Genomic DNA, 23,297 nt, shown 5'->3' on the forward strand with positions numbered 1-23,297 from the left:
TGGCAGGTGGACTATGACGAGCAGGCCCGCCAGTCGCGCCGGATTTCCGGCAAGCTGGAGGCGGCGGAGTGATGGCCCGCACTGCGATCGATCATGGCGACATTTAAGACATCCAAGACCGTTCCCGAGGCCGCCCGCCGCAACGGCGCGCTTCGGGATGGTGCGCGCGCTGTGCCGGAGGAGACGCCGGTCGCGTTCAGCTATGGCGGCTCGACCCATGCGGTGATGATGGCGACACCCGGCGATCTAGAGGATTTCGCCGTCGGCTTCAGCCTGACCGAGGGCATTATCACCGATCCCGGCCAGATCGAAACGGTGGAGATCGTCTCGGAGACGGTCGCCGGCAATCTCGGCATCGACCTGCAGATCGTGCTTCAGGACGAAGAGAACGACATGCTGCGCCGGCGCCGACGGCACATGGCAGGGCCGGTCGGCTGCGGCCTTTGCGGCATCGAATCGATCGAACAGGCGGTACGGCCGACGCCGGACGTTTCCGGCTCCAAGCTGACTCTTTCTGAAGAGGACGTGGTCTCGGCCGTGGCGCTGCTCAACGGCCAGCAGCCGCTGCATTTCGAAACGCGCGCCGTGCACGGCGCCGCCTTCTACGTGCCGGGTCGCGGCCTGATCGCGGTGCGCGAGGATGTCGGCCGCCACAATGCGCTCGACAAGTTGATCGGTGCTTCGGCACGCGCCGGTTTTAAGGGCAGCGAGGGCGCCGTCGTCGTCACCAGCCGAGTCTCCGTCGAGATGGTGCAGAAGACGGCGGTTGTCGGCAGCCCCGTCATTATCGCCATTTCGGCGCCTACGGCCCTTGCCATCCGTACGGCGGAGGCTGCGGGCATGACGCTGATCGCCCTTGTGCGCGGCGACGAATTCGAGATCTTCACCCATGCCGAACGCATCAAGTCCGGAGCTGCCGTCGATGTCGCATGACAACACCAACGCCAAGCTGATCTACATGGCGAACCAGATCGCCACCTTCTTCAAGAGCCAGCCGTCGAGCGAGGCGGCGCAGGGCGTTGCCACCCATATCAACAGGTACTGGGAGCCGCGCATGCGGCGCAAGTTGTTCGAGCATATCGACAATGGCGGCGAGGGCCTGACGCCGCTGGTGCTGGAGGCGGCAGCGAAGATCAAACGTCCGGAAGCAGCGTAACCGGCCTTCATCACCCGCCGCAACTTCTTCGCATCTCGCGGACGGCGCGTTTCCCTAAGCAAGCATCTCTCTCAAAAAATTAAAGGGAAGGCGGCTACCGGTCGCCGCCTTCCCCATTCCCGAGCGCGGGGTGCAGGGATGTGCGCTCAGAAATTCTGCCAGCCATCCGCGGCCGGTGCCGCAGCGAGGCTCGTCCGTTGGCCGCCGCGTAAGGCGCGGGCGGTGGCGTGCAGGCGTGACGGCTGCGCGCGATCTTCGATACGGCGGTTTGCGTCGACGACCTGGACCTGCTCGCCGTAGCGGAACTGGCGGAGCAGTTCGTGCAGCGCTTCGGCCTCGCGGGCCATGGCGTGGCTGGCCGCCGTGCTTTCCTCGACCATCGCGGCGTTCTGCTGGGTCGCCTGGTCCATTGAGTTGACCGCCTGGTTGATCTCCTTGAGGCCGGTCGATTGTTCGCGGGCGGCTTCGACGATCGCCGAGACGTTGGCGTTGATCTCCTGGACCTGGACGAGGATTTCTTCGAGCGCTGCCCCCGTCTGGCCGACCAGCGACACGCCGTTCTTGACGTGTTCGGTGGAGGTGCCGATCAGCGCCTTGATGTCCTTGGCGGCACTGGCCGAGCGTTGCGCCAGTTCGCGCACCTCCTGGGCGACAACCGCGAAGCCCTTACCGGCTTCACCAGCCCGCGCCGCTTCGACGCCGGCGTTCAGCGCCAAGAGGTTCGTCTGGAAGGCGATGTCGTCGATCACGCCGATGATGTTGGAGATTTCGCGGGACGACTGTTCGATCTGGTCCATGGCGCCGATCGCGCTCTTGACCACATTGCCGGAGCGTTCGGCACCCGCCTTGGTCTTGGCGACCAGGCCTCCCGCCTCCTCGGCGCGGCGGCTGGAGTCCGAGACGGTCGTGGTAATCTCGTCGAGCGCCGCGGCGGTCTCTTCCACGGACGCGGCCTGCTGTTCGGTGCGCTTCGACAGGTCGTCGGCGGCGGCCCGGATTTCGCGGGCGCCGGAGGCGATCGCGCTGGCATTGTCGCCGACGGTTCGCATCGCCCCGCGCAGCTTGGCGGTCGCATCGTTGAAGTCGGTGCGCACCGCTTCCATGCTCGGCACGAAGGGCGTGTCGAGGTTGCGCGTCAGATCGCCTTCGGCGAGCGCCCGCAGGCCGGCTCCGAGGCTGTTGATGGCACTCATGCGCTCGCTGACATCGGTCGCGAACTTGACGACCTTGTAGACCTTGCCGCTGAAGTCGCGGATCGGGTTATAGGCTGCCTGGATCCAGATTTCCTTGCCACCCTTGCCGTAGCGCACGAACTCGTTGGAGAAGAACTCGCCGGCGGCGAGCCGCTTCCAGAAGTCGGCATATTCGGCGGTGCGGGCATAGTTCGGCTCGCAGAACATGCTGTGGTGCTTGCCCTGGATTTCCTGGAGGCTGTAGCCGAGCGCGGCGCAGAAGTTTTCGTTGGCGGTCAGGATCTCGCCCGATGGCGTGAACTCGATCACGGCCTGGGAGCGGGAGATCGCATCCAGCTTGCCGGCATCTTCCGTGGCCCTTGCCTTGGCGGCGGTGATGTCGCTGGCGAACTTGACCACCTTGTAGGGCTTGCCGCCCCGAAGCACCGGGTTGTAGGTCGCCTGGATCCAGATTTCGCGGCCGCCCTTGGCGACGCGCTTGTAGGCGTTGGCGTCGAATTCGCCGCGGCCGAGCCGGGCCCAGAAGTCGCGGTATTCCTGCGTCTGTGCGTAGTCGGCGGAGCAGAACATGCGGTGGTGCTGGCCGACGATTTCGCTGAGGCTGTAACCAAGGGCCTGGCAGAAATTCTCATTGGCAGTCAAGATCTTGCCGGTCAGGTCGAACTGGATGATGGCCTGCGACTTCGAGAGCGCGGCGATGATCTGGTTCGCGTCTGCAATTTTTCCGAGAGCGAACATTGTAACCCTCTTCTCGTTTGTTGGCTCAAGCCGGGGGCTTCGTGCCTTCTTTGACAGGGCTTGCGGGGCCGAAGCGGCGCAACGCCCGGACTAAGACAAATGCCGGCCTGCCGAAAAATGTCTGGTCGTCCCGCGCCGGCCCGCCGGGTCAGCGATTTCGTGCTTCGTGAGGGGAGTTCGAACTGTCGGGCTTCATGCCCAAGGCGCCGTGTCTATGCAATCTAGGTTAGTGATAGGACTATTAAGCAGGTGTTAAAATAGCAACTATCAAATTTCAGTTGTAAGAACTCATAGATCCCAATTTTAGTTGAATTAGTTTCTCCTGTTTTTCTAAAGTATTGCCCTCTGGTTGAGCAAATAACCAACAAAAAGCCGCCCGACGAGACGTCGGACGGCCTTGAATGTCGCTTGACCTGTTGCTTTAGGCGGCCAGTTCCTCGACCTCGCGTTCCTTGAACATGCGGGCGAGGTTCAGGAAGCAGATCATGCCGGTTTCGTTGGCAATGATGCCTTCGGCGAAGCTCTTGTCGAAGGAGGCCGTGACTTCCGGCACCGGCTGCACCTGGCTGCCCTGGACCGTGAGGATGTCCGACACGCGGTCGACGACGAGGCCGATCACCATGTTGTGCACTTCGGCGACGACGATGGCGCTGCGCTCGTTGGCGGTGGTCGATTTCATGCCGAGCTTGTGGGCGAGGTCGATGATCGGGATCACCGTGCCGCGCAGGTTCATGACGCCGATCACTTCCGGCGGCGAATGCGGGATGGGCGTCGAGGGCGCCCAGCCGCGGATTTCACGGATCGTCGTCGTCTTGACGCAGAATTCCTGATCGTGGAGGCGGAACGCAATGATTTCCAGCGTCTCGCCGTCGAACCCGGCCGTCCTGAGTGTGCTTGTCATCGAAGGTCCTTCCAGCTTTCCGGTCGACGCCTCTGGGCGCGACATCGCCAAACTCCAGATCTCTCCGCATGGCTCACGGCGCGTGAGGCGCGGCCAATGATCCGTAAAGGAGAGATCCTTCCAGTCCGCCGATCACATCCGGCAGGGCGCAGCTGCATCATGCGCGGAGGAACCGCTTTGCGCTTTGGGAAAGGACTATAGGCCGGGATTCGTTAAGACTTGCTTTTGCAAGAGCTTAAAGACATTGCGCCCCGGTTGAAGCCGGGGCGCGATTGAAGGCGTCGGAACCACGACGATCAGGCGGAAGCGAGAACCTTGGCGAACTGCTCGACCGCCCAATCCACCTGCTCGGCAGTGATGACGAGCGGCGGCGCGATGCGGATGGTGTCGCCGTGGGTGTCCTTGGCAAGGATGCCGAGCCCTTTCAGCGCTTCGCAATACTTGCGGGCGCCGCCGGCTTCCGGCACCAGCTCCACGGCCAGCATCAGGCCGCGACCGCGCACTTCCTTGATGATGTTGGAACGGATGTCGGTGAGGCCCTTCTGGAAGCGTTCACCCATCTTTGCCGAGTTCTCGATCATGCCTTCCTCGGTCAGCGCCTTCAGCGCCGCGCGGGCAATGGCGCAGGCGAGCGGATTGCCGCCGAAGGTCGACCCATGCTGGCCGGGCTTCAGGACACCGAGCACTTCGGAATTCGAAAGCACGGCCGAGACCGGGTAGAAACCGCCTGATAGAGCCTTGCCGATCAGCGTCACGTCGGCTTCAATCGCCTCATGCTCTTCGGCAAGCAGCTTGCCGGTGCGGCCGAGACCGGTCTGGATCTCGTCGAGGATCAGCGTGATGCCGTGCTTGGTGCAGAGCTCGCGCACCGTCGTGAAGTAGCCGACCGGCGGTACGATGACGCCGGCTTCGCCCTGGATCGGCTCGACGAGGAAGGCAACGGTGTTTTCGTTGATCGCCGCGCGGAAGGCGTCGATGTCACCGAAGGGCACGACGCGGAAGCCGGGCGCGAACGGGCCGAAGCCGGTGCGGGCGTCCGGGTCGGTGGAGAAGCCGACGATGCCCATGGTGCGGCCGTGGAAGTTGTTGGAGCAGACGATGATCTCGGCCTTGTTCTCGGCAACGCCCTTGACCTCGTAGCCCCACTTGCGCACCGCCTTGACGGCGGTCTCGACGGCTTCCGCGCCGGAGTTCATCGGCAGCACCTTGTGCGAGCCGGTGAGCGCTGCGATCTCTTCGTAGAAATGCGCCAGCTGGTCGTTGCGGAAGGCGCGGGAGGTCAGCGTCAGCTTCTGCGCCTGCTCCATCATCGCCTGCAGGATCTTCGGGTGGCAATGGCCCTGGTTCACGGCGGAGTAGGCCGAGAGACAATCGAGGTAGCGATTGCCCTCCATGTCCCAGACATAGACGCCTTCGCCGCGCGAGAGCACCACGTCGAGCGGCTTGTAGTTATGGGCGCCGAGCCGGTATTCGGTTTCGATCAGGGCTGCCGTCGTGTTCATATATCGTCCTCCGTTTGTCTTTTTTTCTCAGGCGCTGCGGGTCGGCCGGTCGAGAACGCGGCGGCCGAAGAGGCTTGCCGTCAGTTCGACCAGGACGCGCGCGCTCTTGCCGCGGTCGTCGAGGAAGGGGTTGAGCTCGACGACGTCGAGCGAGGAAACAAGCCCGCTTTCCCAGAGCATTTCCATGATCAGGTGCGCTTCGCGGAAGGTGGCGCCGCCGGGAACGGTGGTGCCGACGCCGGGCGCAAGGTCTGGATCCATGAAATCGACGTCGAGGCTGACATGCAGCAGGCCGTTGGCGGCGCGAACCTCTTCGAGGATCTGGCGCATGATATGGGCCATTCCGAGTTCGTCGACGGCGCGCATGTCATAAACGCGGACGCCATGCTCGGCGATCTCTTCACGCTCGCGGTCGTCGACCGAGCGGATGCCGACCTGGAAGACCTTGGTCGGATCGACGAGCGGACGGTCGGACGGCAGGATCGGGGCGAATTCCGCCTGGCCGCAGAAGAAGGCGACCGGCATGCCGTGCATGTTTCCGGAGGGCGAGGTCGACGGCGAGTTGAAGTCGGCATGGGCGTCGAGCCAGAGCACGAAGAGCGGCCGGCCGACGTCGGCGGCGTAGCGCGCCATGCCGGAGACGCTGCCCATGGAGAGCGCGTGGTCGCCACCCAGGATGATCGGGAAGTGGCCCTTGCGTACCGTGTCGTGCACCGAATCGTGCAGCGCACGGGCGAAGGCTGCGACGATCTGCAGGTTGTTGGCGCCCGGATGGTTGGCAAGGTCGCGGGCCGGCAGCGGCTTGACGTCGCCTTCGTCGTGGACGGTATGGCCGAGGTCGCGCAGCACCGTGTCGATGCCGGCGATGCGCAGGGCCGTCGGGCCCATGGCCGCGCCGCGCCGTCCAGAACCTTCCTCGATGGGTGCGCCGATCAGCGTGATGGTCGTCATGTCCGCCCAATTCCTTCTCAAGATAATTCTCATCTGATCCCGTTCGGGATGCGTGGATTATGGCGAAAATGGGCGTCAGCAAAAAGATGGAAAACTGCCGATTAGTGAGCTAAATTCGACAGATTGATAAGCCCCATTTTACAAAGTGACAGGTAATGGATGATCTCGACCAGGCGCTCATCAGCGCGCTGCGCCAGAATGCGCGCATTCCCGTTTCGACGCTATCGGAAATGACGGGCGTGTCGCGGGCGACGGTCGCTGCCCGCATCGACAGGCTGGTCGCCAACGGCACGATCGCCGCCTTTACCATCCGCACCGGTGCGGAAATCCCGGCTTCGGGGGTTCGTGCCGTGGTCATGATCGAGGTGCACGGCAAGATGGCCGACCGTGTCGCCGAGCAGTTGCGCGGCCTGCCGCAGGTGCGGGCGCTGCACAGCACCAATGGCCGCTGGGACTTTATCGCCGAGCTTCAGGATCGCGATCTCGTCTCCTTCGACGAGACGCTGCGGCGCATCCGTTTGATCGACGGCATCACCGTCACGGAGACGAATATTCTGTTGAAAACCAGCAAGATGACCGGCGCCTTCTGAAGGTTTCGGGCGGCTCGAACCGGCGAGGAAAATGCCTCTCGGAGTCGAATTGTTCTTGATTTGTTCTCATGTTCCGCTATGATGGCCGCCTCACCCAAGATGGAGGATGTCATGGTTGCCAATGGCGGCAGGCTTGCCGATCGGCAGATCTGTGTGAAGCTGTTCGTCAGGCATGGCGACGAGGATCGCGCCATCGCCTTCTATCGCGAAGCGCTCGGCGCCGAACTGCTGCAGCGGCATGAATGGCCGAGCGGCATTCTGACGAGTGCGGACTTGAGGATCGGGGAATCGGTGTTTCGGATTGCCGGCGCCAACCCGCGCCGCGATGCCGAGCCCAAGCTTGGCGGGCCGCGCTCGCCGCACGCGCTCGGCACGACGGCGGTGATCCTGGAACTGCATGTGCGCGACGTCGATCGCGTCATCGGCCGGGCGATCGGCGCCGGAGCAAGCCTTCGCAATGCGGCCGAAACCTTGTCGACGGGCGACCGCGTCGGCGCCTTCATCGATCCGTTCGGCCATATCTGGGCGTTGTTCAACGCCATGGAAGATGCCGATATCGTCGACCTGAGCATCGAGGCCCGCAACGCCGCCTGAGGCGTTGCGGGCCTTTCGCTATCTGCGCATCTACGCGATCAGAAGAACTCGTCGAGCAGGCAGTAGAAGTCGCGTTTCTCGGGATCGTCCTTGTCGATACCGTAGCGGGTCAGAAACGGCTGAACCCATTCCTCGCCGAGATTGTAGGCGACGCTGCGGCAGGCGAGTGCGATGTCCTGATAGGGGTCGGCGACGCCCAACCGGCTGCAATCGATGAAGCCGGAAAACCGGCCGTTCTTCTCGATGATGTTCGGCAGGCAGGCGTCGCCATGGGTGACGACGAGCTTGCCGGCTTGGGGCATGCGCGCCTGCAGTTCGGCAAAGAGATCCGCCGCCGTGCGACCGAGACGCGTTTCGTCGAAGTCGCTCTCGTCGATCATGCCGGCCTGGGTGCGTGCTTTCGCGATGGCGACGCGCTTTTCGATCCGATGATCGAAGGGGCAGTTGGCGAAATCCAGCGCATGCAGTCGCTTCAGGGCGTCGGCAAGGATGACGATCTGGTCCTTGGGCGACAATGTCGTGGAGGCGAGGTCTGTCCCTTCCACGGCCTGCAGCAGCAGCCAGTTGGTTTGCGCGCCGAAGGCGCGGGCGATCACTCGCGGGCAGGGCACGTCCTTTGATGCCAGCCAGTCAAGCCGCGCCGCCTCGTCGACGAACTCGTTGAACGGGCCGGCTTCCTCGAGCTTCAGAACCAGCATGGGACGATCGGGCGCCTTGAGGAGAAAGATGCTCGAGTCGGATTGCCCGAGCAGATCACGGTTCCACTGATAGCCGGCGACGAAGGGGTGGAATTGGGCGGGCAGTTCGGGATGCGGAAAAGAAGAGGGCAAGGCAATCACCTGAAAAAGGAATGAAACAAATGGGGCGTGCGGTCGCGCGCCGACACTGATGTAGGTTCGGCAAAGTGGCAATTCCACGGAGCGATCCCGGAAGCTTTCGACAGCGCCTGATCGCAAATCGCCTTTCACGGTGCGTCTTCGCCAAATCTCCATCAAAGCTTCGCAAAGCCCGCTTGGGCTGACCGCAAAGTCATCTTTTTTGAACGTGTTTCGAAGAGGTGCTCATGGGCGTGAACCACGATGAACTGCTGTCGGCTGCCGAATGCGCCGACCGCCTTGGCCTAACCATCCGCGCTCTCAAGGTCTATGAGGATCGCGGCCTGATCTCGCCGCGGCGGACGGAAAAGAAGTGGCGGCTTTATGGTGCGGTCGAAATCGCGCGGCTGACCGAAATCCTGGCGCTGCGGCGGCTTGGCCTCAGCCTCACCCGGATTACCGAGATGCTTGCCGGTACCGCGCCGGCCCTCGGGCAAACGCTTGCCGTCCAGCAATCGGCATTCTTGGACCTGCGCGACCGTGTCGAACACGGCCTGTCCTTGATCGATGCGGCGCTCCGGAAGATCGAGCGCGACGATGCCCTCTCTATCGACGAACTCGTCGCGCTTGCCCGAAAGACCGAGATGACCGGCCTGTCGCCTGACGCCGTCGCATGGAACCGCTACGAGCAGACGCGCCCGCGCCGCGAAGCCTCCTTCGTTCCCGAGAGCGGCTGGGCCTGAAACAGGTCGTGCAGGAATGCGCGCGGTTCTGCGCTGATGACATGCGGCAGAGCCCAAGCTCGAAACGCGGCTGGTGCATTTGAAGGATTGCGGCGGACCTCGCCGTCGAGGCGGTCTTCGTGAAGAGAGATGAGCCCGCGGATCGCGACCGATCCGCGGGCTTTCTCATGCTCACTGCTGAGCAGGGCAGGCGTATTTTCGCCGGGCGCCGCTCAATATTCCTTTTCGAAGAAGACACCGCCCGAGGCCGAACCGTCGCCGGCGGCCGAGCCCTTGAGCTTTACGCCCTTGCCGACATCGAGATTGATGACCGCCTTGCTGGAGGCGGAATCGGAGCCCTGCTGCAGCTCGATATAGGTGCGGTCGTTGAGATACTTGCCGGCGCGCACGGACGCGCCGCCATTCTCGTCGGTGGTGACGTCGAGATCGTCGACGCCGAGCTTGTTGCGCAGGCCGTCGAGCAGCGAGGTCGAACCGCCGCCGGCAAGCTGGCTGACGGCGGAGGCGAGCTGCGCGATCTGGAAGGCCGAGAGGTTCGACAGCGACCGGTTGAAGATCAGCTGCGCCAGGATTTCGTCCTGCGGCAGGGCCGGGGAGGACGAGAAGGCGATCTGCGGATTGTTGGCGAGGCCCGCAACCGAGACGGTGATGGTGGTCGCGCCGACGCTGGACGTGGCCTTGAGATCGAGCGTCGGGATCAGGTCGCCGCCAAAGCCGATATTGCCGTCGGTGAAGGTCAGGCGCTTGCCGAGGATTTCAAGCCGTCCGCGGCGCATCTCGAAGCCACCGGAAATGACCGGCTGCACGGCGGTGCCGCGGATCGTCAGGTCGCCGCCGAGTTCCGCGTCGATGCCGCGGCCGCGCACGAAGATCTGGTGCGCATTGACGCCGAGATCGAAGGCGATGACGCCGCTGGCATTGGCGCCGGCGGCCGGCACTTCATCCTTGCGCAGGTCCTTGACCATCTTCTGCACCTTGGGCGGCGCATTCTTGTGCTTGATGTCGATCGCCGACAGCGAGGTCGGCAGCTTCTCGGGAATGGTGATCGAGGCCTTGCGGATCGTCACCTTGCCGCCGAGCGTCGGGGTCGCGACCAGGGGGCCGGTCAGCGTCATCTCGCCGGCGACATTGGCGTTGAACAGCGTGCCGTCGACGTAGGTCGCGTTGTTCAGCTTGATCGTCAGGTTGGCCGGGAAGCCTGAACCCGGCACGGTGCCGACGGTGCCGCTGGCTTCGACCGAGCCGCCGGTCGCGAGTTTGGCCGAGAGCCTGGAGATCGTCGCCTGCTTGCCGTCGAGCGCGACGTTGGCGGTCAGGTCGTTGAGCGCCAGGTTGCGGCGCACGTCGACGAGGCGCCCGCCTGACGTGGCGATCGTGCCGGCGATCTGCGGCGCTTTGGCGGAACCGGAGATCGCCACATCGACATTCGCCTGGCCTGTCAGCGTGAAGCCCTTCTCCGCCATCAGGTTGGCGATGAGCGCGAAGGGGACGTTGCCGTTGAACTTCATCGCGATCGGCATGTTGCCGCCGATATCGACATTGCCGCCACCCTTGAAGGAAAGGCCGCCGGCGCCCGAAAGCGTCGTATCGAGCGTCACCTTGTTGTTGGCGAACTTGCCGTCCGCCGTCATGTCAAAAGCCGCAACGCCGGCCGTGCGGGCTGCTGCGAGCGAGGCGCCCGACCATTTGAGATCGTAGGCGACGACCGGTGCAGACGCGGCACCCTCGACATCGACGGTGCCGGCGATCGTGCCCTCGGCGCCGAGATCCGGCGCAAAGGCGTTGACCAGTGCTGCGGGCAGGGCGTTGAGCTTCGCCGTGATGTCGAGCTTTTCGCCAGCGGTGCCGTTGACGGCGATCGTGCCTTTCGACGCCTGGATCGTCAGCGCATTGAGACGGACGGTGCCGTTTTCGATCGCGATCACCGTCGGCTGCGCCAGTTTGAGGGCAATGCCTTTCGGCGTTGCGCCAAAGGATGCGAGGCGGATTTCCGTGCGGCCTTTGGCGCTGGCAAGGTCGCCCTTCACCGTCAGCGGTCCGCCGTCATATTTGCCGTCGACGGAAAAGCCGGTGCGGCCGGCCTGTTGCTCGAAATCGACGGCAAGTCCGGAAACACGGTTTTCGCCCTGCGCCACGGTTTCGGCGCGGATGCTGCCCTTGATCGCAAGGGCCGCAAGGTCGGCGATGGTGATGTCGGCGGTCGGCTTGGAAATCGTCAGCTGATCGCGCTTGATGCCGCTGCCGCCGGCCTTGACGACGACGGAGGTGATGCCGTTCGCGGTCTTGATGGCAGCGGAACCGTTGAGGTCGCCGGATGCCTTCTGCCCGGCCATGGCGGCAAGCAGGCCTAGATCGGGCAGGTCGAAACTGACCGTGCCGTCCGGCTTGAAATCGGGGGTGAAGCTGATCGCTCCGGTCAGCTTGTTCTCGCCGATCCTGGCTTCGAGCACCGGGATTGCGGTCTGGCCGTCCTTCGAGACGACGTCGGCCTTGACGTCGATCGCCTGGCCGTCGAGCGCACCGGTTGCCGTCAGGCTTGCCTGCGGGCTCGATGGGTTGGCCTTGGCGTCGGCCTTGACGTTGAGGTCGCTGAGCGTGCGCCCGGCCAGTGTCGCGCCGCTCGAGGTCAACTCGGCCTTGATTCCAAGTTCGGCGAGCGGGCCGGTCACGGCGGCGGTGAATTCGGCCTTGCCCTTGGCATCGGCAAGCACCTTGCCGAGATCGGGCAGGGTGCCCTTGAGATCGGCCGTCAAGTTGCTCTGCGCGAGTGCAACGGTGCCGGCCGCCTCGATCGTGCCCGACTTGAGCTCGATACCCTCCACGGTGACGCCGCCGTCGCTTGCCGTCTTCACCTCGCCCGAGAGTGCGATCGTGCCGTCGAACTTCGCTGCGGCTGCCGGCGGTAGCGCGCCCGGAACGGCAAAAAGCTTGAAGGCGGCGGAAACGGTATTCTCGTCGCGATAGAAGGCGCCGGTGAGCGAACCGCCAACGCCTGGGCTCTCGATCGTTACCGGATTGAAGGCAATGCTTTCCTTCGTCACGGACAGGTTGGCGTCGATCTTCATCGGCACCTGGACCAGGCGGGCGAGGTTTGCATCGTTGAAGCCGGCTTCGCCCACTTCGATCGCCGCCTTCACCAGACCGGATTGCGCCTGGACATTGAAGCCGTCGCTGCGCGCCGAAAGCTTGACTGCGCCGAGCGCCACGTCGGGCAACGCCACGGAGGTGACGTCTGCGGCGAGATCGAGGATCGCGGCTTGCGCGTCGCCGATCAGCGAGAAGTCGACGGCATTGATCTTGGCCTGTGCCTCACCCTTCTGCAGCGGCCAGCGGAAGTCGACCGGGCCGTTGGTGCCGGCAAGCCTGGCCTTGAGGTTGTTCTCGCCCTTGCTGTCGTAGGTTCCGAAAGCGGCAAAGGAGAGCGCGCCGGTCGTCACATGAGCCTTGTCGACCTGAACCAGCCCCTGGTCGTTGAACGCGGCGGCGATATCGATCCTGGTCTCGCCCTCGAACATCGGACGCAGCGCCGGCGGCATCAACGAGCCGAAACCGCCGCCGCCGTCGACCGTCAGCCGGTGCATGCCGTCAGGCGTCTGGACGTGGCGGCCGTCGAGCTTGAGAATTTCGCTGCCGTCGAGTGCTGCCGTAGCGCTGCCGCTCCAGTCGGAAAGCGGGCCTTCACCGGTCAGCTTGATGTTGACCGAAGGCTCGTTCGGCAAGCGAAGCAGCTTTGCCAGCACGCCGTTGTTGGGTTCGTCCACGGTCGCTTCGAGTTTCAGCTCGTTGCCCGCCGGATTGAAGACGATATCGGCGACCGCGCGTGCTTCCGGCCGGTCGCGCTGGGCGGCCGCAAGCTGAAGGGCGATGCTTTCGTTGGTCGCGTTCACCTTGCCGCTGGCGGTCAGGAACTGGTCCTCGCCGGCGATCGCCTTGCCGATGATGATCTCCTTGAGATCGATCGCGTCGATCTTGACGTCGACGGGAAGCGCAAAGGTCGAGCGGACTTCCTTGGTCTCGGTGGAGGGGATCGGCAGGCGCTCGACGCGGATCGAGCCGGCCGAGAGCGCTGCGGCTTCGAAGCGGAAGGAGAGGAGGGCAGCGGGCGACCAGTCGAGATTGACGTCGCGCACTTCGGCATAGATGCCCTCGCCATCGAACAGCGTGATGCTTCCGGCCGTGAACTTGCCGGTCAAAAGGGCGCTCGGATCGGCGATCCGCACGATCTGGTCGGGGGTTGCCGCATATTTCTCGATTGCCCAGGCGACGAGCCGGGCGCCGGGTGTGGTGAAGCCCACGAAGGCGACGAGAAGGAGGGCAACGACCGCAAGCACGCCAAGCACACGAAGGCCATAGCGCAGCGTCGCGCGAAGGAAACGGACGACCTGATTCATGATCTACCCATAACGCAAGTTGCGCGGCAGCGGAATCGCCGCGGGAAGAAACTATCGCGCAATGACGGCAATTTGCCGATTCCTGCGGGAGAAACGGCCTGGATCAGAAGGATTGGCCGATGCCGGCATAGATGCCGTATTTCGTTCCGTTCGGATATTTGTTCAGCGGTACGGCGAAGTCGAGGCGGATCGGACCGAAGGGCGTGGCATAGCGCAGGCCGATGCCGGCGCCGGCGCGAATGTCGGAGAAATCGGGTGTGGTCTTGGCCGAGACGGTACCTGCGTCGATGAAGGGCACGACGCCGATGGTGTCGGTGACCGCGATGCGGGCTTCGAGCGAGGCGTTGACATAGGAGCGCCCGCCGGTCTCGCGGTCGTCGGAATTGCGCGGGCCGATTTCCTGGTAGGAATAGCCGCGCACCGAGCCGCCACCACCGAGATAGAAGCGGCGGTTGGCCGGGATGTCCTCAAGCCCGCTGCCGCCGACGAGCACGCCCGCGCCGATCTTGCCGGCAAGGACGAAGCGCTTCTCGTCGCCAAGCGCATGGTAGCCGGACGCCGACGCTTCGAAGGACGAGAAGAAGGTCTGTCCCTTGATCTCGTAGCTCGGCTTGGCGTTGATCATCGCCCGGTAGCCTTCGGTCGCGTTCAGCTTGTCGTTGCGGGTATCGCGCACATATTCGAGCGGGACCGCGGCCGTCAGATAGGAATTGGAGCCGAAGGCGTCGTCGATGTTGGCCCAGCTCAATTCGCCGCCGCCCGAGAAGGTGTCGGTCGGCGAGAGTTCGAAGGTCGCGCCGGCGGCACCCGTCAGGATCTTGGCGCGATAGGCGTCCGGGTCCTGGATGTTGGCCTTGAGGCTGGCGGTAAAGGTCGAGGCGGGGCCGAAGGCGCCCGGCTTTGCAAAGAGAATGCCCACCGAATAGTCGAGCTTGTCCAGTTCCTTGGTCTCGCCGATGCGGTCGACCGAGCCCTCGATGCGCAGCGATTCGGCGCGGCCGAAAAGATTGCGGTGTCCCCAATAGCCCGACAGTCCGAGGCCGTCGGTCGTCGAGACCTGGGCGCCGAAGCCGAAATACTTGTGCTTGCCTTCGGAGACCTCGATCTTCATCGGGATCGATCCATCAGGCGAAAGCGTGTTGGCTTCCTTGATCGTCACGCTTGAGAAGACACCGAGCTGGCGCAGCCGCTCGGAGGCCTTGCGGATGTCCTCCGGCGAATAGGGACGGCCCTCGTTAAGGCGCGAATAGTCGCGCACGAAACCGGGATCGACGGTCTTCGTCCCGCCGACGGTGACCTCGCCGACCGGGGCGACGGGGCCGCCGCTGGCGCCGATGACGATGTCGACGGTCGAATTGGCGTGGTTGGCGACGGCGCTGCGTTCGGTGAGCTTGGCCATCGGCCGGCCCTGCTCGCGCAGGTCGTTCACGACCTTTTCACCGGCTTTGATGATCAGGGTGGAATCGGCGCGCGCGCCGGCGGGCAGGCCGTAATCGGCGGGACTGAAGCTTGCCGCGTCGCCTTCGAACTTGACGGAACCGACGTTGAAGACTGGACCCGGGGTCACGGTGACGGTGACCGGGATAGGCTTGCCATCCGGGAAAGACGGATCCGGCGGCAGGCTGTCGATGTCCTGGCCGTTGACGCGGATCGCGATGGTGCCGCCGTAGCGGGCCTTTTCGTAGAGTGCGGCCAGCAGCCGGTCGCGGTCGTCGCGGGCCCGGATGGCGAGCCCAAGATCGCCGGAGACCGGCTTTTCCTGGCCCTGCACGAGCTGCGAGCTGTTTTCCAGCGCTTCCTTCAGTTCATCGTCGTCGGTGCCGGCGTCGAAAGTGAGGGTATAGTTGACCGGGTCGATGACCGGTGCCTCTTCCTCGTCGCTCTCGAAAAACTTCATGCCGAAGAGCTTGAAGGCGTAGGCCTTCTCGGCGGAAAGCGGGCCGAGCGCGCACGTAAAGGCAACAGCAAGCGCAGTCGCTGCCTTCCAGTACGCAATACTCGACCGTGGTGGGGACATTCGCTTCCGCATCCCGTCTTCAGGCGACCCAATACAAACTGCCTGCTTATGCGGCCGGGTCACTATTGCATGCCTAAGGTTTTCCATCTGTTAACGATGACGATCCGTTGCATCCACCCCTGATGCCGAATTTCGGTGTCGATTTCGTCGAAAAAGCGCGGAAATGTTGTCGGCGCAGCACAACCGCCGGCTCTGTGGTGTCGACAACCAGGTACGCGCCCGGCTTTCGCCGGAGCCACAGGCCTCGCCCGACCTGCCGTATTGCTAGGCTGCCTCGGGCAGTTCCCGCAGCTGCGGCACGGCGGAAGCGATGATCACGAGGAACTGAATCAGGAAGCCGACGGCTGCGACGGCAAGGCATGCCTCGACGCCGAAGCGCGTGGCGACGACGGCGCCGAGCGCCGCGCCGATCGGCCGTGCGCCGAAGGTGGCGGTGGTGATGAAGGCCGAGACGCGCCCGAGCATTGCATTGGGCGTGACGGCCTGTCGCAAGGTGAGGGTGGCGATCGACCAGAGCACCGGGCCGGCGCCGAACAGGAAGAAGCTGAGGCCGGCGAGGAGACCGGAGGGAACCCAGATGGTGGAGAGCATGACGGCCGCGGCAGTCAGCCCGCCCAGCGGGCCAAGGGCGATCATCACGCCGAAAGGGATATTGCGGGCAATGGCGGGTGCTGCGAGGGCGCCGATCATCATGCCGGCACCATAGATGCCGAGCGTGACGCCGACACCGGTCGCCGTCAGGCCAAGGGTCTGAACGGCATAGGCGACGTAGACCGCCTGCAGCACGAACCAGGCCGTGTTGAAGACGATGGCGGTCACCAGAATGGGCCTCAACAGCGCGTGGCCGGCTAGGAAACGGGCACCTTCGGCGAGATCCTGGAGAAGCTTGCGCTTGGGGGTGCTCGGCTGGTGGTGATCGCCGAGGCCGGCGAGCAGGACGACGGAGAGAAGCGACAGGGAGGTGGCGGCGACATAGGCGAGCGAAGCGCCCGTCCATGCGACGATCGCGCCGCCGATCGCCGGCCCGCCGGAATAGGCGAGGCTGCGGGCAAGCTCCATCCAGCGGTTGGCATCGGCCAGTTGCGCACGCGGAACGATTGCCGGGATCAGGGCAGGTGCGGCGACATTGTAACAGACGGTGCCGATGGCGCCGACGAAGCCCATGACGGCCAGCAACGGCAGCGACAGCAGGCCGCTGAGCATCAGCAACAGCGTGGCGACCAGCGACAGCGCGCGCAGCATTTCCGAGCTGACCATCAGCCCGCGCCGCGATGCGCGGTCAGCAACGAGACCGGCTGGAATGGAGAGCAGAAGGAACGGCAGCGTCTGCGCCATCTGCAGCCATCCGGTTTCGGCGGGGCCTGCGGCGAGCAGAAGCACGGCGGCCAGAGGAGCGGCGGCCAGCGCCATCTGCTCGGAAAACTGCGCAAAGAGGTTGGACCAGCCGATCCGCTTGAAGGCCGGGGGAAGGGGCGTGTTTTCTGGTTTCGACATGGGAAGCCTCGATCATGATAGGTCGAGGCCACGAAACGGAATTGCGTGACGCAGAGCCACCCGGTTTGCGCGCGCCCTGTCATTTTGGTCAGGCGTGCATCGTTTTTCTCGCTGCCTGCTGCAACGAAAAACCCCCTCAGGGCGATTGCCATGAGGGGGAACCATTCCGTCGACGCGCTTGCGCGACGCCGAGGGACGATCTTCTTGCTGCGGCTTAGCGCGGGCAGGAGTCGATGTAGCGGCGGCCGTAGCGGTCGCGGTAGTAGCACTGGCCCGGCTGTTCGGTGACGTTGCCGATGACCGCGCCGGATACGCCGCCGATGGCCGCGCCGACCGCTGCGCCACGGACGTCGCCGGTGACAGCGCCGCCGATGATCGCGCCGGAAACGGCACCGATGCCGGCGCCTTTTTCCGTCTGGGTGCAGCTTGCGACCGCCAGGGCGACCAGCACAAGTGCGATGGCTTTCTTCATGTTGTTCTCTCCGATCTCTACGGATCTCAAGCCTTGCGCTCAGTCCGTCCCGTGGATGATGGCGGAGCCGGGAACATCCCGCTCCACCTGAACTTGCGGTTCGGAAAATACGCGGTCCCCATCGAAAGTCTACGGGAGCGCTGCGGTTTCTTCCTGGCGGCAAGATAATGATATCGTTCCTGAACGGGACATGAAGGCTCAGTTCCCCGCGATACAACCGGTGTAGAAAAATTTTATCGTCCGGCGGGCGGGGGCGGTTGCGGCATTCCAAAAAAAGACAAATGATACAAACAAGCCTGCAAAATCCGGAGGAGCGGATCCGTGGGCGAAGGGCATCGATATCAGTTGGCGCGTACCTCAGTCGCGTGAACCATCTCACCCGACTTTCCGGCCGCGCTCGTGTTGGCATTGACCGACCCCGGAGGAGCGAAATGGCGAAAGTAACAATGACGGTCAACGGCCGTCAGGTGAGCGGTCATTGCGACGACCGCACATTGCTGGTGCAATTCATACGCGAGAATCTCGGACTGACCGGCACCCATGTCGGCTGCGACACCTCGCAGTGCGGCGCCTGCGTCATCCATATGGACGGAAAATCGGTCAAGAGCTGTTCCATCCTCGCCGCCCAGGCGGCAGGCTCCACGATCACCACCATCGAAGGCTTGGCGGCCGACGGCGAACTGCATCCGGTGCAGGTGGCCTTCAAGGCCAATCACGGCCTGCAATGCGGCTTCTGCACGCCCGGCATGGTGATGACGGCCGTCGACATGATCCGAAGGCATCAGGGCCAGCTGGACGAGGCGACGGTGCGCGCCGAGCTCGAAGGCAACATCTGTCGTTGCACCGGTTACCACAACATCGTGAAAGCGATCCTTGCCGCCGCCGCCGAGATGAGCGGCGCCCGCGTGGCCGCAGAATAGCGGTAGATCGAGGGGCGGGACCTCGCCCCTGACGCATGTCACCCAGAACCGACGCATGGCCGTCGGGACTGTCGCTGGATATCTCGGGAGGAGATAGGCAATGGGCGTTGAAGGCATTGGCGCGCGCGTGGCGCGCAAGGAGGACAAGCGGTTCCTGACCGGCAAGGGCCGCTATACGGACGACATGTCCGTGCCGGGAATGAAATATGCAGTCTTCGTGCGCAGCCCGCACGCGCATGCGAAGATCGTGAAGATAGACGCGTCGGCGGCCAAGGGCATGCCGGGTGTGCTCGGCGTGCTCGACGGTAAGCAGCTGCTCGCCGATGGTATCGGCAACCTGATCTGCGGCTGGATGATCCATTCCAAGGACGGATCGCCGATGAAGATGGGCGCCTGGCGGCCGCTCGCGCACGAGACCGTGCGCTATGTCGGCGATGCGGTGGCGATCGTCGTTGCCGACAGCGTCGCCGAGGCGCGTGACGCGGCCGAGGCCGTTGTCGTCGAGTACCAGGAGCTTGCCGTCGTCATCGACGCCTCCAAGGCGCTGGAGGCGGGACAGCCGCAGCTTCATCCGGAAGCGCCGAACAACCTGATCTTCGATTGGCAGATCGGCGACGAGGCGGCAACCGACAAGGCAATCGGCGCGGCGGCGCATGTCACCGAGATCAGCATCCACAACAACCGGCTCTCGCCAAACCCGATGGAGCCGCGCGCGGCGCTCGGCATCTACGACGCCGGCGACGATCACTACACCTGCTACACGACCAGCCAGAACCCGCACGTGGCCCGGCTGGTGATGAGCGCCTTCTATAATGTCGCGCCGGAAAACAAGCTGAGGGTGATCGCACCCGATGTCGGCGGCGGCTTCGGCTCGAAGATCTACATCTATCCGGAGGAGATCGTCTGTCTCTGGGCGTCGAAGCGCACGGGCGTTCCGGTCAAGTGGACGTCCGATCGCACCGAAGCGTTCCTCACCGATGCGCATGGTCGCGACCACGTGTCGAAGGTGAAGATGGCTTTCGACGCCAACAACCGCATCATCGGGCTCAAGGTCGACACGGTCGCCAATCTCGGCGCCTATATGTCGCTCTTCTCCTCGGCGGTGCCGACCTATCTCTATGCGACGCTGCTGTCGGGGCAGTACGATATCCCTGCGATCCACGCGAACGTCCGCACGGTCTACACCAACACGGCGCCGGTCGATGCCTATCGCGGTGCCGGACGGCCGGAGGCAACGTACCTGCTCGAACGCACGATGGAGACGGCGGCACGCGAACTCGGCGTCTCGCCTGCGGAATTGCGTCGGATCAATTTCATCCGCTCCTTCCCGCACCAGACGCCTGTCATCATGAACTATGACGCCGGCGATTACGACGCTTCGCTCGAAGCGGCGATGAAGGCGGCCGACTGGAACGGCTTTGCCGCCCGCAAGGCGGAAGCGGCCGGCCGCGGCATGAAGCGCGGCATCGGCATGAGCTGCTACATCGAGGCCTGCGGCATCGCGCCGTCGGCAGCCGTGGGGTCGCTCGGCGCCGGCGTCGGCCTTTGGGAATCGGCCGAGGTGCGCGTCAATGCCGTCGGCACGATCGAGGTGCTGACCGGTTCGCACAGCCATGGCCAGGGGCACGAGACGACCTTTGCCCAGCTCGTCGCCGACCGCTTCGGCGTGCCGCTCGACAGCGTCAACATCGTGCATGGCGACACCGACAAGGTGCAGATGGGCATGGGCACCTATGGTTCGCGCTCCGGTGCCGTCGGCATGTCGGCTGTCGTCAAGGCGCTCGACAAGGTCGAAGCCAAGGCGAAGAAGATCGCCGCCCATTTGATGGAGGCGGACGAGAGCGACATCGTCATCGAGAACGGCGAGCTGAAGGTCGCCGGCACCGACAAGGCGGTGCCCTGGTTCCAGATGGCGCTCGCCGCCTATACCGCTCACAATCTGCCTGCCGGCATGGAGCCGGGGCTGAAGGAAGGGGCCTTCTACGACCCGGCCAACTTCACCTTCCCGGCCGGCTGCTACATCTGCGAGGTGGAGGTCGATCCGGAAACGGGCCGGACCAAGATCATCCAATTCGTCGCCGCCGACGACTTCGGCAACATCATCAACCCGATGATCGTCGAGGGACAGGTGCATGGCGGGCTCGCGCAGGGCATCGGCCAGGCGCTGCTCGAAGGCGTGCACTACGATGCCTCGGGCCAGCTTTTGACGGCGAGCTACATGGACTACGCCATGCCGCGCGCCGACGATCTCCCGTCGTTCCAGGTCTCGACCTCAAACACGCCCTGCCCGAACAATCCGTTGGGCATCAAGGGCTGCGGCGAGGCCGGCGCGATCGGCTCGCCACCGGCGCTGATCAACGCCATCACCGACGCCATCGGCAACAACGCGCTCACCATGCCGGCAACACCGCACAAGGTGTGGGCGGCGGCGCACGCGGCCAAGTGAACAGGAGGACACCTCATGTACGAGACCCAATATCACCGGGCGTCCTCGGTTCAGGACGCCGTCAGCCGAATGGAAGCGGCCGGCGAAGGCAAATATGTCTCCGGCGGCATGACGTTGATCCCGACGATGAAACAGCGGCTGGCGTCGCCGAGCGACCTGATCGACCTTCGCCATATCGCCGAGATGCAGGGCATCTCGGTCAACGGCCGATCGGTGCGGATCGGGGCGGCGACCACCCACTACGAGGTGGCCTCGTCGGCCGCACTCAAAGCTGTCTGTCCGGCAATCTGCAGCCTTGCCAGCCATATCGGCGATCCGCATGTGCGGCACATGGGCACAATCGGCGGATCAATCGCCAACAACGACCCGGCCGCCGATTATCCGGCGGCGATGCTCGGGCTCGGTGCGACGATCGTCACCAACCGGCGGGAGATCGCCGCTGACGATTTCTTCACCGGTCTGTTCGAAACGGCGCTGGAAGACAGCGAGATCATCGTCGCCGTTACCTTCGACGCGCCTGCCAAGGCCGCCTACCAGAAGTTCGCCAACCCGGCCTCGCGTTACGCCATGACCGGTGTCTTCGTCGCCAAGCGCGACAATGGCGAGGTCCGGGTCGCGGTCACCGGTGCGGGCGCAGACGGCGTTTTCCGTCAGGCGGAGATGGAGGCCGCACTTTCCGCCAACTGGTCGCCGGACGCGCTCGCTGGCATCAATGTCAGCGCGTCGGACCTGCTCTCCGACCTTCACGCGGATGCGGCCTATCGCGCCAACCTGGTGAAGGTCATGGCCAAACGCGCCGTGGCTGCGGCATGACCGGCCTTTGCCGCCACACAAATATCGAAAAAGGGCGGCCTCGGCCGTCCTTTTTTCATCCTTGCTTGACTTCGATCAAGCTTGACGTGATGAACATGCACTAAGGCTTTCTTTGGAATGTTTCAAAACTAGGGCTGTTCCCGTTGAAACGGTTTCAGTGAAAGCAGCGAAGATGCTCAGGCTCAAAAATGCTAGATCATCTCGGATGCACTTACTGGGCAGGCAGCGCTTCAAGGGCCTTTTGCCGCAGTTGGCAGATGCCGGGCATTCCGAGGTTGACCCCAGGTCGCTTTGATTGAAGAAAAGCGGCCGGGCACTGGAGAAAATGATGGATTTCGAAAATTTCTTTAAGAACGAGCTGGACGGGCTGCATCAGGAAGGCCGTTACCGGGTTTTCGCAGACCTCGCGCGTCATCGCGGCCAATTCCCGAAGGCCGCGCGCCACACGGCTCAGGGCGTTCAGGACGTCACCGTCTGGTGTTCGAACGACTATCTCGGCATGGGCCAGCATTCCGTCGTCACCGAGGCGATGAAGCGCGCCATCGACGAATGCGGCGCCGGCGCCGGCGGCACCCGCAACATCTCCGGTACCAACCACTACCACGTCCTGCTTGAGCGCGAGCTCGCGGACCTGCACGGCAAGGAATCGGCGCTTCTGTTCACCTCGGGCTACGTGTCCAACTGGGCAGCGCTCGGCACGCTCTGTTCGAAGATTCCTGGCGTCATCGTCTTCTCGGACGCCGGGAATCACGCTTCGATGATCGAGGGGATCCGTCACTCCAAGTGCGAACGCGTCATCTTCAAACACAATTCGGTCGCTGACCTCGAAGCCAAGCTCGCCGCTGCCGATCCGCGCGCGCCGAAGCTGATCGCCTTCGAATCCGTTTATTCGATGGACGGCGATATCGCGCCGATCAAGGAATTCTGCGACCTCGCCGACAAGTACGGCGCCATGACCTATCTCGACGAAGTGCATGCTGTCGGCATGTACGGCCCGCGCGGCGGCGGCATTGCCGAGCGCGAAGGCCTGATGCACCGCCTGACGGTGATCGAAGGCACGCTCGGCAAGGCCTTCGGCGTCATGGGCGGCTACATCACCGGCTCGGCAGCACTTTGCGATTTCATCCGCTCGTTCGCATCCGGCTTCATCTTCACGACGGCCCTGCCGCCGACGCTCGCCGCCGGCGCGCTTGCCTCGATCCGTCACCTGAAGGAAAGCCAGGTCGAACGCTTCGCGCACCAGGAGCGCGTGCGTCGTCTGCGCTCGCTGCTCGACCAGCGCGGCATTCCGCACATGCCGAACCCGAGCCATATCGTCCCGGTCATGGTGGGCGATGCCGCCAAGTGCAAGTGGATCTCCGACCTCTTGCTCGACAATTTCGGCGTCTACGTCCAGCCGATCAACTATCCGACTGTGCCGAAGAAGACCGAGCGTCTGCGCATCACGCCGACGCCGCTGCATTCGGACGCCGACATCGACCATCTCGTCGGTGCGCTGCATTCGCTGTGGTCGCGCTGTGCGCTGGCTCGCGCTGTCGCGTAAGGCCATTTTTGCCGGCGC

The 23,297-nt window shown here is 64.0% G+C and carries 18 protein-coding genes; 9 read left to right on the forward strand and 9 right to left on the reverse strand.

Annotated features, from left to right (window positions below; all coding sequences use genetic code 11):
• The first annotated feature begins 93 nt into the window (after positions 1 to 93).
• Positions 94 to 933, forward strand: coding sequence for a formate dehydrogenase accessory sulfurtransferase FdhD (gene fdhD, locus L981_RS10095; RefSeq protein WP_043614756.1), 840 nt, complete (start codon positions 94 to 96; stop codon positions 931 to 933).
• Complete coding sequence (locus tag L981_RS10100; protein WP_043614759.1) at positions 923 to 1,156, forward strand: formate dehydrogenase subunit delta; 234 nt, start codon at positions 923 to 925, stop codon at positions 1,154 to 1,156. Before fdhD ends, L981_RS10100 begins: the two co-directional genes overlap by 11 nt.
• A 146-nt stretch (positions 1,157 to 1,302) precedes the next feature.
• Here the strand turns inward: L981_RS10100 and L981_RS10105 are convergent, their stop codons facing one another.
• From L981_RS10105 to rocF, 4 genes are all read right to left on the reverse strand, one after another.
• Positions 1,303 to 3,087, reverse strand: coding sequence for a PAS domain-containing methyl-accepting chemotaxis protein (locus L981_RS10105; RefSeq protein ID WP_043614762.1), 1,785 nt, complete (start codon positions 3,085 to 3,087; stop codon positions 1,303 to 1,305).
• Positions 3,088 to 3,508: 421 nt separating this feature from the next.
• On the reverse strand, positions 3,509 to 3,988 hold the full coding sequence (locus L981_RS10110) for a chemotaxis protein CheW (protein WP_034803080.1): 480 nt from the start codon (positions 3,986 to 3,988) through the stop codon (positions 3,509 to 3,511).
• 296 nt (positions 3,989 to 4,284) lie between these two features.
• Complete coding sequence (rocD, locus tag L981_RS10115) at positions 4,285 to 5,490, reverse strand: ornithine--oxo-acid transaminase (protein ID WP_043614764.1); 1,206 nt, start codon at positions 5,488 to 5,490, stop codon at positions 4,285 to 4,287.
• A gap of 27 nt (positions 5,491 to 5,517) precedes the next feature.
• Positions 5,518 to 6,441: an arginase gene (rocF, locus tag L981_RS10120; protein WP_043614767.1), complete on the reverse strand. Its 924-nt coding sequence runs from the start codon at positions 6,439 to 6,441 to the stop codon at positions 5,518 to 5,520.
• Positions 6,442 to 6,596: 155 nt separating this feature from the next.
• On the opposite strand from rocF, the gene L981_RS10125 reads away from it, so the two are divergent.
• Both L981_RS10125 and L981_RS10130 read left to right on the forward strand, forming a co-directional pair.
• Entirely contained in the window at positions 6,597 to 7,031 is a 435-nt protein-coding gene (locus tag L981_RS10125) for an Lrp/AsnC family transcriptional regulator (RefSeq protein ID WP_043614769.1), read from the forward strand.
• Between the two features lie 111 nt (positions 7,032 to 7,142).
• Complete coding sequence (locus L981_RS10130) at positions 7,143 to 7,625, forward strand: VOC family protein (protein ID WP_043614772.1); 483 nt, start codon at positions 7,143 to 7,145, stop codon at positions 7,623 to 7,625.
• Positions 7,626 to 7,663: 38 nt separating this feature from the next.
• On the opposite strand, the gene L981_RS10135 is transcribed toward L981_RS10130, so the two are convergent.
• A complete protein-coding gene (locus tag L981_RS10135; RefSeq protein WP_052201711.1) occupies positions 7,664 to 8,455 on the reverse strand; it encodes an APH(3') family aminoglycoside O-phosphotransferase in 792 nt (263 codons plus the stop codon).
• Positions 8,456 to 8,688: 233 nt separating this feature from the next.
• On the opposite strand from L981_RS10135, the gene L981_RS10140 reads away from it, so the two are divergent.
• Positions 8,689 to 9,183 (forward strand): MerR family transcriptional regulator, encoded by a 495-nt coding sequence (locus tag L981_RS10140; protein ID WP_052201710.1) that lies wholly within the window; start codon positions 8,689 to 8,691, stop codon positions 9,181 to 9,183.
• Positions 9,184 to 9,395: 212 nt separating this feature from the next.
• Here L981_RS10140 and L981_RS10145 read toward each other — a convergent pair whose 3' ends face one another.
• From L981_RS10145 to L981_RS10160, 4 genes are all read right to left on the reverse strand, one after another.
• Positions 9,396 to 13,574: a translocation/assembly module TamB domain-containing protein gene (locus L981_RS10145; RefSeq protein WP_043614775.1), complete on the reverse strand. Its 4,179-nt coding sequence runs from the start codon at positions 13,572 to 13,574 to the stop codon at positions 9,396 to 9,398.
• A 103-nt stretch (positions 13,575 to 13,677) separates the two neighbouring features.
• Complete coding sequence (locus L981_RS10150; RefSeq protein WP_082005962.1) at positions 13,678 to 15,591, reverse strand: autotransporter assembly complex family protein; 1,914 nt, start codon at positions 15,589 to 15,591, stop codon at positions 13,678 to 13,680.
• Between the two features lie 264 nt (positions 15,592 to 15,855).
• Positions 15,856 to 17,085 (reverse strand): MFS transporter, encoded by a 1,230-nt coding sequence (locus L981_RS10155; protein WP_043614781.1) that lies wholly within the window; start codon positions 17,083 to 17,085, stop codon positions 15,856 to 15,858.
• Positions 17,086 to 17,299: 214 nt separating this feature from the next.
• Positions 17,300 to 17,557: a glycine zipper domain-containing protein gene (locus L981_RS10160; RefSeq protein WP_034802400.1), complete on the reverse strand. Its 258-nt coding sequence runs from the start codon at positions 17,555 to 17,557 to the stop codon at positions 17,300 to 17,302.
• Between the two features lie 431 nt (positions 17,558 to 17,988).
• Between L981_RS10160 and L981_RS10165 the strand changes: the two genes are divergently transcribed.
• The 4 genes from L981_RS10165 to hemA all read left to right on the forward strand — a co-directional run bounded on the left by L981_RS10165 (position 17,989) and on the right by hemA (position 23,279).
• On the forward strand, positions 17,989 to 18,477 hold the full coding sequence (locus L981_RS10165) for a (2Fe-2S)-binding protein (RefSeq protein ID WP_043614785.1): 489 nt from the start codon (positions 17,989 to 17,991) through the stop codon (positions 18,475 to 18,477).
• Positions 18,478 to 18,577: 100 nt separating this feature from the next.
• On the forward strand, positions 18,578 to 20,923 hold the full coding sequence (locus L981_RS10170; protein WP_043614787.1) for a xanthine dehydrogenase family protein molybdopterin-binding subunit: 2,346 nt from the start codon (positions 18,578 to 18,580) through the stop codon (positions 20,921 to 20,923).
• A 15-nt stretch (positions 20,924 to 20,938) separates the two neighbouring features.
• Entirely contained in the window at positions 20,939 to 21,736 is a 798-nt protein-coding gene (locus L981_RS10175; protein ID WP_043614790.1) for a xanthine dehydrogenase family protein subunit M, read from the forward strand.
• A 328-nt stretch (positions 21,737 to 22,064) separates the two neighbouring features.
• Positions 22,065 to 23,279, forward strand: coding sequence for a 5-aminolevulinate synthase (hemA, locus tag L981_RS10180; RefSeq protein ID WP_043614792.1), 1,215 nt, complete (start codon positions 22,065 to 22,067; stop codon positions 23,277 to 23,279).
• Positions 23,280 to 23,297 lie beyond the last annotated feature (18 nt).

Origin of the sequence: Ensifer sp. ZNC0028, from assembly GCF_000799055.1 — a bacterium.
In the GTDB taxonomy this organism is placed as follows: Bacteria; Pseudomonadota; Alphaproteobacteria; order Rhizobiales; family Rhizobiaceae; genus Ensifer.

What these genes read in the sequence shown, in the direction of transcription:
- L981_RS10145 (WP_043614775.1), bottom strand. Translation starts at nt 13,574, where the DNA reads ATGAATCAGGTCGTCCGTTTCCTTCGCGCGACGCTGCGCTATGGCCTT.
- L981_RS10150 (WP_082005962.1), bottom strand. Translation starts at nt 15,591, where the DNA reads ATGTCCCCACCACGGTCGAGTATTGCGTACTGGAAGGCAGCGACTGCG.
- L981_RS10105 (WP_043614762.1), bottom strand. Translation starts at nt 3,087, where the DNA reads ATGTTCGCTCTCGGAAAAATTGCAGACGCGAACCAGATCATCGCCGCG.
- rocD (WP_043614764.1), bottom strand. Translation starts at nt 5,490, where the DNA reads ATGAACACGACGGCAGCCCTGATCGAAACCGAATACCGGCTCGGCGCC.
- hemA (WP_043614792.1), top strand. Translation starts at nt 22,065, where the DNA reads ATGGATTTCGAAAATTTCTTTAAGAACGAGCTGGACGGGCTGCATCAG.
- L981_RS10160 (WP_034802400.1), bottom strand. Translation starts at nt 17,557, where the DNA reads ATGAAGAAAGCCATCGCACTTGTGCTGGTCGCCCTGGCGGTCGCAAGC.
- L981_RS10165 (WP_043614785.1), top strand. Translation starts at nt 17,989, where the DNA reads ATGGCGAAAGTAACAATGACGGTCAACGGCCGTCAGGTGAGCGGTCAT.
- fdhD (WP_043614756.1), top strand. Translation starts at nt 94, where the DNA reads ATGGCGACATTTAAGACATCCAAGACCGTTCCCGAGGCCGCCCGCCGC.
- L981_RS10100 (WP_043614759.1), top strand. Translation starts at nt 923, where the DNA reads ATGTCGCATGACAACACCAACGCCAAGCTGATCTACATGGCGAACCAG.
- L981_RS10110 (WP_034803080.1), bottom strand. Translation starts at nt 3,988, where the DNA reads ATGACAAGCACACTCAGGACGGCCGGGTTCGACGGCGAGACGCTGGAA.
- L981_RS10170 (WP_043614787.1), top strand. Translation starts at nt 18,578, where the DNA reads ATGGGCGTTGAAGGCATTGGCGCGCGCGTGGCGCGCAAGGAGGACAAG.
- L981_RS10125 (WP_043614769.1), top strand. Translation starts at nt 6,597, where the DNA reads ATGGATGATCTCGACCAGGCGCTCATCAGCGCGCTGCGCCAGAATGCG.
- L981_RS10155 (WP_043614781.1), bottom strand. Translation starts at nt 17,085, where the DNA reads ATGTCGAAACCAGAAAACACGCCCCTTCCCCCGGCCTTCAAGCGGATC.
- L981_RS10140 (WP_052201710.1), top strand. Translation starts at nt 8,689, where the DNA reads ATGGGCGTGAACCACGATGAACTGCTGTCGGCTGCCGAATGCGCCGAC.
- rocF (WP_043614767.1), bottom strand. Translation starts at nt 6,441, where the DNA reads ATGACGACCATCACGCTGATCGGCGCACCCATCGAGGAAGGTTCTGGA.
- L981_RS10175 (WP_043614790.1), top strand. Translation starts at nt 20,939, where the DNA reads ATGTACGAGACCCAATATCACCGGGCGTCCTCGGTTCAGGACGCCGTC.
- L981_RS10130 (WP_043614772.1), top strand. Translation starts at nt 7,143, where the DNA reads ATGGTTGCCAATGGCGGCAGGCTTGCCGATCGGCAGATCTGTGTGAAG.